The organism is Allostigmatella hybrida (assembly GCF_020103775.1).
In the GTDB taxonomy this organism is placed as follows: Bacteria; Myxococcota; Myxococcia; order Myxococcales; family Myxococcaceae; genus Hyalangium; species Hyalangium aurantiaca.
On sequence record NZ_JAHXBH010000005.1, the window covers coordinates 39,959 to 51,463 of the forward strand.

Below are 11,505 nucleotides of genomic sequence, written 5' to 3' on the forward strand. Positions count from 1 at the left end.
AAAGCTCTCTCTTTTAAAATCCGATTTTACGGCTTTGGGTGTTCTCTCCCATTGAGCCATATTTCCTCGAAATAAAATCGGAAATGTGGAGGGCGCCGTCCGCCCGCGTCAGCCCGGCGGCATCGTGGGCAGGCGCATGCGGAAGGTGGTCCCTGCCTCCTCCGTGCTCTCCACCGAGACGCTCCCCCCATGCGCCTCGGCAACGCCCCTCACGAGCGTCAGCCCGATGCCCCAGCCCTTCTTGCCGCTGGCCTCCGCGCTCTTCGTGCGGTGGAAGGACTGGAAGAGGTGCGCCTGCTCCTCGGGGGAAATGGGCATGCCCCAGTTGTGGACGGCCAGCTCCACCCTGCCGCCCTCCTGTTTCAGGCTCACGGTCACCTGCTCCGCCGGGTCTCCGTACTTGATGGCATTGCCACAGAGGTTCTCGACGGCCCGGCGCAGGGCCCGCGCATCCCAGGTGCCCTGGACCCGCTCCTCGCCCCGGAGGAGGAAGCGCTCCCCGTGAAGGGTCGAGAGTTCCTCCAGCGCGCCAGCCACCACCTGCCGGAGCTCCACGGGGGCCCGCTCGATGGGCAGTCCCTGCCCGGCCCGGATGCGGTTCACATCCAGGAGGTCGGTGATCATCTGGTCCGCCCGGTCGATGTTGTGCCTCACCCGGGCGGCCAGGGAGTAGATCTTGTCGGGCAGGTCCGGCTGGCGGGGAATGAGCTGGGCGCTCATCTTCGCTGCGGTCAGGGGCGTGCGGAGATCATGGCTGAGGGCCAGCACCACCTGTTCGCGCAGCGCCCGCTCGACCCGGAGCTGCGCCAGGGCCGCCTCCGCCTCCTGCCGGGCCATCTGCTCACTGGCGAGGCTCTCCTCGAGCTGCCGCTCGGCCTGTTTGCGTCCCGAGGTGTCGATGAAGACACTGACGGCCTCGGAGATCCGGCCCTCCGCGTCGCGGATCGGCGCCGCCATGACGGAGAGGTAGACGAGGGTTCCGTCGCCCCTGCGCAGCAGCACCTCCTCATCCTGGAGGGTCTTGCCTTCGTGGAGGGCCCGGGCCAGCGGGTACTCCTCGGGGCGGTAGGGGGTGAGGTCCGGATGAACGGCGGCCCACGGGGCGTACGCCTCGCTCTTGAGCAGCAGCGCCGGATGCCCCAGGAGCCGGTCCGCCTCCGCATTGGAGTAGAGGATGCGTCCCGACGGAGCCTCCGCGAGGGTGAAGCCCGCGGGCATCTGCTGCACGATCATCTCCAGGGTCCTGCGCTCGAACTGGACCGTGCCGGCAAGGTGCGCGTTCTCCAGGGCCACGCCGGCCAGGGACCTCAGCGCCTTGAGGAGCTCCAGATCCTCCTCGGTAAAGGACTGGTGGTCCTTCTTGTTGTGGAGCTCGAAGCACCCCAGCAATTCCCCGGAGCGGGCAAAGAGCGGCAGGTCGATGAGGTTGTAGAACCCGCGGCTCTGCTGGAGATGCGACAGGACATGCGCATCCTGGGCGGCATCGTTCGAGATGTAGGGCTCGCGGGTGACCATCACATGGCCGGGAACCCCCTCGTTGGGCGCGAAGACGACGTGGCGGGGTTCAATGGCCTTTCCCTCTCGCCACAGGGATTCCACGATGACCCTGCGCCCGTCGATCAACCGTCCCCAGACGCCTTCGGCCGCATCCACCAGCCCCATGGCCAGCCAGACGAGCCTCCGCATGATGTCCGGGCTCTGACGGCTCGAGTTGCCGGTTCCGGCGAGCGAGCTGCGCCTGGGTTCGCTGGAGTTCCGCCTGAGATCCGGCGCTCGGGAGCCTCCTGATCTGTTCCTGTTGGAGTTTCCTGGGAGGCCATACTCCATGTGGATAAGCCTGCTGGCGGGCGGGGACCAGCCCTGGGCCGGCCGGCCTCGGACATGACCAGCCGGCCGGGCAAGGGCCGCTCATTCCGTCTCCACGGCGGGCTGGATGGTAGGCTTCCCCCCATGTGCCCGTTTGACCGAGACCCTTCCCAACAGGAGCGTCACCGCGCGCGCCGCCTCCCTCCGCGGCGCGAAGTGGGCCACTGCTCGTGATGAAGGGGCCGGAAGAGCACCCGGTGAGCCGCCCCCGGCCGTTGCGCTGGCACCTCGCCCTGCTGACCGCGGGCGCGGTGCTCCCGGTCGTGGCGTTCTCCGGGCTCGTCGTGATGCAGCGGGCCAGCCAGATGCAGGAGGTGGCCGAGCGCAGCCTGCAGCGCTCGGCACAGATGATCACCTTTGCCTTCGAGCGCGAGATGTCCGCGAGCCTCCGCACGCTCCAGGCGCTGGCCCAGTCCGCGGCGCTCGACCACGGTGACATCGAGGGCTTTCGCGCCGAGGCCCAGCGCGTGGCGCGGACGCAGCCGTCCTGGCTGACGGTGATCCTGCTGACGCCGCAGGGAGAGCAGCTCGTCAACCTGAGGCGCCCGAAAGGAACGCCTCCGCTCCGCGTGACCGAGCCCGAGAGCCTCCTGCGCACCCTGGAGACGCGCCAGCCCACGGCCGGAGCCCTCGCGCCCGGTCAATCCACGGGGCAATGGGCCTTCCCGCTCCGGATCCCCGTCACGCGAGACGATCAGCTTCGCTATGTGCTCACGGCCGTCATCACCCCCCAGGCCCTTCAGGAGGCCGTGAGCCATCAGAAACCCGTGGAGGACGACGAGTTCACCCGCACCCTCATCGATCACCAGGGCATCATCGTCTTCCGCACGAGGAGCCCCGAGCGCTTCATCGGAACCCGGGCCCACACCGGCTTCCTTTCCATCACGGAGGCCCGGACCGAAGGCGTGTTCCGCCTCGACACGATGGAGGGCAGGCCCGCGTACGTGGCCTTCAGCCGCTCCGCCACCTGGGACTGGATTTCCGCGGTGGCCGTCCCCATCGAGGCCCTCGACGGTCCTTTCCGGCGCTCGCTCCTGGCCGTGGGGGCCTCCGGGGTGCTGGCCCTCATGCTGAGCGCGGCCGGCGCCATCACCTTCGCCCGCCGCTTCGCCCGGGACATCCACGCCGCGGCCACGGCCGCCGAGGCCCTGGCCTCGGGGGGCCAGCCCCAGCTCGGGCCCTCCTCCATCGCGGAGGTCCACCGGCTGGGCGAGTCGCTCGCCATCTCGGCCGGGCGCCTGCGCCAGCACGCGCAGGAAGAGCAATCCGCCCGGCAGGAGCTGGAACAGGCCATCCGGGCGCGGGACGAGTTTCTCTCGCTGGCCTCCCACGAGCTGAAGACGCCGCTCACCTCGTTGATGCTCCAGACCCAGGTGCTTCAGCGCAAGCTCCAGCGGGAGCAGGCCCTGACGCCCGAGGCCGCGGGCAAGCTGTTGGACCAGACCGCCCGGCAGACCCAGCGCCTGGCGCGGCTGGTCAACGACATGCTCGACATCTCTCGCATCACCACCGGCAAGCTCGACCTCGAGAAGGAGACCTTCGACCTGGCGGCGCTGGCCAACGAGGTCGTGGCGAAGCTGGCGCTCCAATTGGCCGAGGCGCGGTGCGAGGTGTCGGTGCAAGCCGAGGGGCCCGTCATCGGCACGTGGGACCGGCACCGGCTCGAGCAGATTCTCACCAACCTGCTCACGAACGCGGCGCGTTACGGGGCGGGAACTCCGGTCGAGGTCAGCGTGCGCCGGCGTGAGCACCTGGCCGAGCTGCGGGTGAAAGACCATGGCCGTGGCATCGCCCCGGCCGACCAGGAGCGCATCTTTCACAAATTCGAGCGGGCCGTGAACGGCAACGAGGTGAGCGGACTCGGGCTGGGACTGTTCATCGTGCGCGAGCTTGTCGACATGCACGGCGGCTCCGTGCACGTCATGAGCACGCCCGGACAGGGCGCCACCTTCACCGTCGTCCTGTCCTCCCTCTCACTCCGCTGAACGGGAACACCTTCCAAGCCACGCGTGCACGTCCCCAAGCGGGCCCGTCAGCCCCGGTAGGCAGGCAGGGCGAGTCCCTTCGCGATGGCCAGCGCCCGAAGGACGAAGCCCGCCGTGGCCGCGACTCCCGCGGCGAGTGACTCGGGAGCGCCCAGCGCGCGGAGGCCCACGAACAGCGCGGCGGCCAGCGCCGCGGCGGTGACGTAGATCTCCGGCCGCAAGAGGATCGACGGCTCGCCGGCCAGCACGTCGCGGATGACGCCGCCCACGCACCCGGTCACCACGCCCATCACCGTGGCGGGCAACGCCGGAATGCCGAAGCTCTGCGCCTTGGCGGCCCCATAGACGGCATAGGCGGCCAGTCCAATCGCGTCGAACCAGTCGAGTGCCTTGCCCCGCCAGAACCGCGCGGGCGTGACCCAGACGAGGAGCGCCACGCTGAGGCTGACGGCGATCACCCGCGAGTCCCGCATCCAGAAGACCGGGGCGCCAATGAGCAGATCCCGCACGGTGCCACCGCCCGTGCTGGTCACCGCGGCGAAGAAGCAGAAGGTGACGAGGTTCAGCTTCCGGCGAGCCGCCGCGAGCGCCCCGGAGGCCGCGAACACCGCGATGCCGAGGACATCGAGCCAGACGATGGCATGGGCGAGTTCGAAGAGGGGAAGGCTCATGTTCCGCATGGCGCGGCGCAGGTTACCCGTTACATCGGACCGCGCACATGTTCGGCGAGGTGGTCAATCAACGCGGCCACCGGAAGCGGCAGCCCCCGGCGCCGGGTGAAGACGAGGTGAACCATTCCATCCGGCCCGTGCCAGTCCGGCAACACCTGGACGAGCTGGCCAGAGCGCAGGGCCGCCTCGCAGGAGTGGGCGGGCAACAGCGCCACCCCCAACCCGGCGATCGCCGCCTCCCGCACGGCGTGAAAGTCCCCGCACGCCAGCCGGGGCACATGGCGAAAGGTGTCCATCCGCTCCCCCGGCCCCTGGAGTTCCCAGACGTCCTCGCCCGCCTGTTCGGCGGAGCTCAGCGCCGGCACCTCGCGGAGGGCCTCCAGGGCCGTCGCGGACTTCAAGTCATTTGCCCACGGGGGGCCCGCCACGAGGATGCGGCGGCTCCGGGTGAGCGTGCGCACGGTGAACGCCGCGTCGGTGTCGAGCGAGGTGCGCACCCGGAGCGCCACGTCGATGCGCTCGGCGATGAGGTCCACGGGCCGGTTGGTGGCCACCACCTGCAGGTTCACCCGGGGGTAGCGCGCCATGAACCGCACCAGAATGGCCGCCAGCGGCTCCATCATGCCCAGCGGGCTGCTGAACCGGACCGTCCCGTGGGGCTCGCCCTGGGTCGCCGCCACCGCTTCCTCCGCCCGCCGCACCTCGGTCATCACGTTCTGGCAGTGCTCGTAGAAGGCCTGCCCCACGTCGGTGACGCGGAAGCGCCGCGAGGAGCGTTCGATGAGCCGGACGCCCAGCCGCTCCTCGAGCTGTGCGACCCGGCGGCTGAGCTTCGACTTGGGTTGCCGCAGCGCCCGGCCGGCCGGGGCGAACCCACCGTTCGCGACGACCTCGGAGAAGAAGAACAAGTCGTTCAGGTCGTGCATGGCCCCCTCATCGTTCTGAAATCGGAACGCAGGTTCCTGAAAAGCCCATCTACCGGGCTCAGCGTTCCAAATCTAGATCTCCCTCATGGACGGCGAACTCCTTCGCCACGCAACAGGGAGCAGCACCATGGGCAACACACTTCAGGGCAAGGTGGCGGTAGTGACGGGGGGAACGTCGGGGATTGGCCTGGCCACGGCCAAGCGGTTCGCCGCCGAGGGCGCCACCGTCTTCATCACGGGCCGCCGCCAGGCGGAGCTGGACGCGGCGGTGAAGGCCGGGGGACCGAACGTCACGGGCGTCCGGGCCGACATGTCGAACCTGGACGACATTGACCGCCTCTATGAGGTGGTGAAGCAGCAGCAGGCCCCCATCGACATCCTCTTCGCCAACGCGGGCGGCGGCGAGTTCGCCCCGCTGGGCACCATCACCGAGAAGCACTTCGACGACACCTTCGCCACCAACGTCAAGGGCGTGCTGTTCACGGTGCAGAAGGCCCTGCCGCTGCTGCGCGACGGCGCCTCCATCCTCCTCACCAGCTCGACGGCGGGCATCCAGGGCAGCGCGGCCTTCAGCGTCTACGGGGCGAGCAAGGCCGCCATCCGGAACTTCGCCCGGAGCTGGGTGCTGGACCTGAAGGACCGCCACATCCGCGTCAACGCGATCAGCCCCGGCCCCATCAAGACGCCCGGCCTGCACGGCCTCGCCAAGAGCGAGGAGGAGGCCCGGGCGATGTTCAGCCACATGGCCTCCACCATTCCCCTGGGCCGGCTGGGGGACCCGGACGAGGTCGCCAAGGCCGCGGTGTTCCTCGCCTCGGACGCCAGCAGCTTCGTCAACGGGGCCGAGCTCTTCGTCGACGGGGGCGCGGCCCAGATTTGAGCCGCGTCAGAACCCTTCCAGGACGACCTTGCCGCGCGCCTTGTTGCTCTCGATCAGCGCATGGGCGCGCAAGAGGTTCTTGGCGTTGAGGGGCCCGAAGTGCTCCGAGAACGTCGTCTTGATCGTCCCCGCATCGACCAGGTCCGCCACCCGGTTGAGCAGGTCGTGCTGCCGCTTCATGTCCGCCGTCTGGTACATCGACCGCGTGAACATCAGCTCCCAGTGCAGCGACGCGCTCTTGCGCTTGAGCTGGCGCACGTCGATGGACTCGGGGTCATCGATCAGCACCACCTTGCCCTGGGGCGCGAGGGCCTCGACGATCTGCGCGAAGTGCTGATGGGTGTGGGTGAGGCCGGCCACGTAGGGCACCTCGCCCAGTCCCGCGCGCTTGAGCTCCTCCGCGAGCGGCTTGCCATGGTCGATGACGTGGTGCGCGCCGAGGCTCCGCACCCACTCGCCCGTCTCGGGGCGCGAGGCCGTGCCAATCACCGTGAGCCCGGTGAGCTGCCGCGCCAGCTGGACGAGGATGGAGCCCACCCCGCCGGCCGCGCCAATCACCAGCAGCCCGTTGTTCTGCGTGGGGTCAGCATCCTGCACACGCAGCCGGTCGAAGAGCATCTCCCAGGCGGTGATGGCCGTCAGGGGCAGGGCGGCGGCGTGGGCGAAATCCAGGCTCTTGGGCATGCGGCCGGTGATGCGCTCATCCACCAGGTGGCGCTCGCTGTAGCTGCCCGGCCGGGTGAGGTCGCCCGCGTACCACACGCGGTCCCCCGCCTTGAACAGGGTGACCTGGCTGCCCACCGCGCGGACGATGCCCGCCGCATCCCAGCCCGGCACCCGCGCCTCGCCCGCCTTCGGGGCGGCGCCCCGGCGAATCTTGGTGTCGACCGGGTTGACCGAGACGGCCCGGACATCGACCAGCAGGTCATGCGGCCCCGGCACCGGCTCGGGAAGCTCGATGTCCAGCAGCGCCTCGGGGTGGTCGACGGGCAGCGGCTTGTAGAACCCAATGGCTTTCATGGCAGGTGCTCCAGGGAAGAAGTGTTCCCATGATGGCCCCTCCCCCCGCGGGGAAAAACAGGCCCGGAGCGCAAACACTTTCCCCTGAAAAGCGAAGATGCCCCCCTCCCGGTGCGAAGGGGGGGCGCCGCCTCAGGGAATGAAGCTGTTCTGGTAGCCGGGATCCTCGATGTTGAGCGCCGCGGCCGTGGGGTGCAGCGGCAGCACCGTGTCGAGCATCACCGCCAGTTCCTCCGTGGTGCGGTGGCCGATGCTGGCCTCGTAGGCGCCCGGGTGCGGCCCGTGCGTCATGCCGATGGGGTGGTGGCTGATGCTGCCGGGCCCCACCCCGCGCCGGCTGATGAAGTTCCCCCGGCAGTAGAAGAGGAACTCGTCACAGTCGACCGAGGTGTGCGGATAGGGGCACGGAATGGCTTCCGGGTGGAAGTCCACCACGCGCGGCACGAACGAGCAGATGAGCGCCCCGCGCGCCGCGAAGGTGCCGTGCCACGTGGGCGGCAGGTGCACCAGCCCCGCGCGCGGCTGGAAGTTGAGGATGGGAAACGCCCACGGGTACACCGTGCCGTCCCACCCCACCACATCCAGCGGCGAGTGCTGGTAGGCAAAGCCGTGGAACGCCTCGCCCCGCTTCACCACCAGCTCCCGCAGCCCCTCGTCCTGGGGCCCGGTGAACTCCACGCACCGGAAGTCCCGGTGGGAGTACGGCGCGTCCATGCGCAGCTGCCCCACCTCGTTGCGCCACTGCCTCGGCAGGTGCAGGCCGCCCTTCAGCTCCATGGAGAGCCAGTACTGCGCCACGCCCGCATCCGGCAGGATGCGGTGCACCATGCCCCGGGGGATGAAGACGTAGTCCTCCGCGTTGAAGCGCAGGTCCCCCAGCGGCGAGCGCACCCGCCCGCTGCCCTCGTGGATGTAGAAGAGCTCGTCCCCGTCCGCGTTGCTGAAGTAAACGGGGTCCGGCTCCGTGGGGTGCAGCACCCCGAGCGTCACGTCGGCGTTGAAGAGCAGGGGCACGCGCGCATTGATCGGCGCGCCCCCCACCCGCTTCATCTCCTGGGACTTGTAGTGCCTCTTGGCCAGGTGCCGTCCGGGGACGGCCTCCGGCACCTTCCACCCGTGCGCCGCCGCCGCCAGGCTCTGCGTGTGCGGCGCCTTCTGGTGGTAGGCGATGGTGTACGGCCCCTCGAACCCGTCGCGCGTGAAGCACTCCTCGAACAGGAGCGCCCCCTGCTCATCCCGGAACTGGATGTGGTGCTTGCGGGGCACCTTCCCAGCAACGCGGCGCTCGAACATGGCTTAGATCCGCCCCTCGGCCTTGTGCTGGCGCTCGATGCTCTCGAACAGGGCGCGGAAGTTGCCGCCGCCAAAGCCCTTGTCACCCTTGCGCTGGATGATCTCGTAGAAGAACGGGCCCGCCGCGGGGTCCTTGTAGAGGCCCGCCGCCTCCTTCATGAAGATCTGCAGGAGGTAGCTGTGCTCCTTGTCCCCGTCGATGAGGATCTCCAGGTCGCGCAGCGTGTTGATGTCCTCGTCGATCTTCTTGATGCCCATGCGCTGGATGCGCTCGGGCAGCAGATCGTAATACGAGCCCGGCGTGGGCATGAACTGGATGCCCGCCGCATCGCGCATCTCCTTCACGGAGCTGATGATGTCCTTCACCGTGAGCGCCAGGTGCTGCACGCCATCGCCGCGGTGGTCCTCGTTGAAGACGTTGATCTGCGAGGCCTTGAAGAACGGCCGCAGCGGCTCGTTGTTGGCGAACTTCACCCCGCTCTTCGGATCCCACACCACCGCGGAGCGCAGGCCCGAGCCGTGGTCCTTCTTGACGGTGCCCTCCTTCTCCGTGTGGAACTCGATGCCCCAGAAGGACTCGAAGCCCATCACGTGCTCCATCCACAGGAGCATGGGCCGCATCGTCTGGAAGTTGGCCGTCATGTGGTCGATGTGGCCAAAGCCGAAGCGGTTCTTGCCGCCCTTCGCCGTGGGGTGCGCCACGAAGCCCGGGAAGAGCGCGCGGTAGCCGTCGCGCTGCACGAAGCGGAAGGTGGTGTCACCGAACGGCGTGGTGATGGAGAACATGGCGAGCCGGCCGCCGTGCTCGTCATTGAAGCGCTGGATCTCCGTGATGAAGGTGCCCCCACGCTCCTCCAGCAGGCGGAACGCCTTCTCCACGTCCTCCACCTCGTAGGTGACGGTGCCAATGCCGTCCGGGTGCTTGCGCAGGTAGCGCCAGGCCCGGCCGCCCTCGCCCACCGGCTGGCTGACGACGAGCACGACATCCCCGGCCTGGAAGACGGCCGACTTCTGCTTGCCTGCCTTCTCCAGTTCGGGCGAGGACACGCCCAGCTCCGCGAAGTCCAGCCCCTGCGTGTAGAAGCGGCGGCTGCGCTCCAGGTCGTGCACATACCAATGCACGCTCTCGATGGTCTTGATGCCCAGCGATTCGATCTTGGCCATGGTCGGCTCCTTGGAAGAGAAGAAGAGAACGTTCAGGCAGGTACCGCGTCGGGCTGCCGGTCTGCATGGGCCGCCTGAAAGGCGGGAAGGTGTCCGCACGCCGCCTCGATGCGGGTGAGCGTGGGGTACGGCGAGAGATCTACCCCATAACGGCGCGAGCCGTAGAGTTGCGGCACGAGGAAGAGATCGGCCAACGACACTTGCTCACCGATGCAATAAGTCCCCGCCGTCTCCTTCACCAGCGCCTCCAGGGCCGTCAGCCCCCGGACATTCCAGTGCGCCGCGAAGGCCCGCTCGTCCGCCTTCAGCTCGCCTTTGACGAACTGCATCACCGCCGTGTTCTGCAGGGGCTGGATGCCCGAATTCACGCTCTCGGCCAGCATCCGGCAGCGGGCCCGGGCCCAGGGCTCCTGGGGCAACAGCGCGGGCGTGGGGTAGCGCTCCTCCAGGTATTCGAGGATGGCCATGGACTGGGCCAGCCTTCGCACCTGCCCGTCCTCCTGGAGCTCGAGCGTGGGCACCGTGCGCAAGGGGTTCACGGCGCGGTACGCCTCCGTGTGCTGCTGGCCCCCGTCCTTGAGCAGGTGGACCGCCTCGTAGGTGTAGGGCAGCCCCTTGAAGTTCAGGGCGATGCGCACCCGCCACGAGCAGGACGAGCGCCAGTAGCCGTAGAGCTTCACCGCTTCACCACCTTCTGCGAGATGCGGCCAAAGAGGCTCTGGCCCTCCGCGTTCAGCATCTCGATGTCGATGGTGTCCCCGGGCTTCATGAAGGGCGTGCGGGGCTTGCCCTCGTCGATGGCTTCGATCATCCGGCGCTCGGCCAGGCAGGAGATGCCCCGGGCCCGGTCCTCGTTGGACACCGTGCCGCTGCCCAGGATGGTGCCCGCGGTGAAGCCCCGCGTCTTGCACAGGTGCTGGATGAGCTCGTGGAAGGAGAAGTGCATCTCCCCCGCCTCGGTGTCGCCCACGAGCTGGCCGTTGAGCGTGGAGCGCAGGCGCAGGTGCACCCGGCCCTCCTTCCACGCGGGCCCCAGCTCATCCGGCGTGAGGGCGAAGGGGCCGAACGCCGTGGCGGGCTTGCTCTGGACGAAGCCAAAGCCCTTGGCCAGCTCGTCCGGGATGAGGTTGCGCAGCGAGACGTCGTTGCAGATCATCAGCAGCCGGATGTGCCGGCCCGCCTGCGCCGCCTTCGTCCCCTGCGGCGTGTCCCCGAGGATGACGCAGACCTCGCTCTCGAAATCCATGCCCCAGGCCTCATCCGCCAGGGGGATGTCCGCGGTGGGCGCCAGGAACTCCCCCGAGCCGCCCTGGTACACGAGCGGATCCGTCTTCAGCGTGGCGGGGGGCTCGGCGCCGCGCGCCTTTCGCACGAGGAGGACGTGGTTGAGGAACGCGCTGCCATCCAGCCACTCGTAGGCCCGGGGCAGCGGCGCCAGCAGCGCGCGGACGTCCAGGGGGTGGCTCTCCACCGTGCCCGCCTCGAGCCGCGCGGCCAGCTCGCGCAGCTGCGGCTCCCGGGCCTCCCAGTCATCGAGCGCGGCCTGGAGCGTGGGGGCCACGTGGGTGGCCAGCGCATACACCGAGTTGTCCCGTTTGACGGCGATGAGCCGCCCGTCACGGGTTCCATCCTTGAGGGTCGCGAGCTTCACTCTCAGGCTCCCGGGCGGCGGGGAAGGAAAACAGCGGGCCACCTTGGGC

General features: G+C 69.0%; 10 protein-coding genes. 2 read left to right on the forward strand and 8 right to left on the reverse strand.

Features of this window, described 5'->3' with window-relative positions; translation table 11 throughout:
* Positions 1-108: 108 nt before the first annotated feature.
* Positions 109-1,686, reverse strand: coding sequence for a sensor histidine kinase (locus tag KY661_RS11015; RefSeq protein ID WP_263436909.1), 1,578 nt, complete (start codon positions 1,684-1,686; stop codon positions 109-111).
* A 377-nt stretch (positions 1,687-2,063) separates the two neighbouring features.
* Between KY661_RS11015 and KY661_RS37540 the strand changes: the two genes are divergently transcribed.
* A complete protein-coding gene (locus KY661_RS37540) occupies positions 2,064-3,851 on the forward strand; it encodes a sensor histidine kinase (protein ID WP_225410166.1) in 1,788 nt (595 codons plus the stop codon).
* 47 nt (positions 3,852-3,898) lie between these two features.
* On the opposite strand, the gene KY661_RS11025 is transcribed toward KY661_RS37540, so the two are convergent.
* Positions 3,899-4,522 carry a trimeric intracellular cation channel family protein gene (locus KY661_RS11025; protein WP_225410167.1) on the reverse strand — a complete coding sequence of 208 codons (624 nt, stop codon included), beginning with the start codon at positions 4,520-4,522 and terminating at the stop codon, positions 3,899-3,901.
* Positions 4,523-4,551: 29 nt separating this feature from the next.
* Complete coding sequence (locus KY661_RS11030) at positions 4,552-5,448, reverse strand: LysR substrate-binding domain-containing protein (protein WP_225410168.1); 897 nt, start codon at positions 5,446-5,448, stop codon at positions 4,552-4,554.
* Positions 5,449-5,575: 127 nt separating this feature from the next.
* Between KY661_RS11030 and KY661_RS11035 the strand changes: the two genes are divergently transcribed.
* On the forward strand, positions 5,576-6,328 hold the full coding sequence (locus tag KY661_RS11035; RefSeq protein ID WP_225410169.1) for an SDR family NAD(P)-dependent oxidoreductase: 753 nt from the start codon (positions 5,576-5,578) through the stop codon (positions 6,326-6,328).
* A gap of 6 nt (positions 6,329-6,334) precedes the next feature.
* Here KY661_RS11035 and KY661_RS11040 read toward each other — a convergent pair whose 3' ends face one another.
* The 5 genes from KY661_RS11040 to KY661_RS11060 all read right to left on the reverse strand — a co-directional run bounded on the left by KY661_RS11040 (position 6,335) and on the right by KY661_RS11060 (position 11,456).
* A complete protein-coding gene (locus KY661_RS11040) occupies positions 6,335-7,348 on the reverse strand; it encodes a zinc-binding alcohol dehydrogenase family protein (RefSeq protein WP_225410170.1) in 1,014 nt (337 codons plus the stop codon).
* 132 nt (positions 7,349-7,480) lie between these two features.
* A complete protein-coding gene (locus tag KY661_RS11045) occupies positions 7,481-8,641 on the reverse strand; it encodes a homogentisate 1,2-dioxygenase (RefSeq protein ID WP_225410171.1) in 1,161 nt (386 codons plus the stop codon).
* A gap of 3 nt (positions 8,642-8,644) precedes the next feature.
* A complete protein-coding gene (gene hppD / locus KY661_RS11050; protein ID WP_225410172.1) occupies positions 8,645-9,805 on the reverse strand; it encodes a 4-hydroxyphenylpyruvate dioxygenase in 1,161 nt (386 codons plus the stop codon).
* A gap of 32 nt (positions 9,806-9,837) precedes the next feature.
* Entirely contained in the window at positions 9,838-10,485 is a 648-nt protein-coding gene (gene maiA / locus KY661_RS11055) for a maleylacetoacetate isomerase (protein ID WP_225410173.1), read from the reverse strand.
* Positions 10,482-11,456, reverse strand: a complete 975-nt coding sequence (locus KY661_RS11060; RefSeq protein WP_225410174.1) for a fumarylacetoacetate hydrolase family protein — start codon at positions 11,454-11,456, stop codon at positions 10,482-10,484. The genes maiA and KY661_RS11060 overlap by 4 nt, the downstream gene beginning before the upstream one ends.
* Positions 11,457-11,505 lie beyond the last annotated feature (49 nt).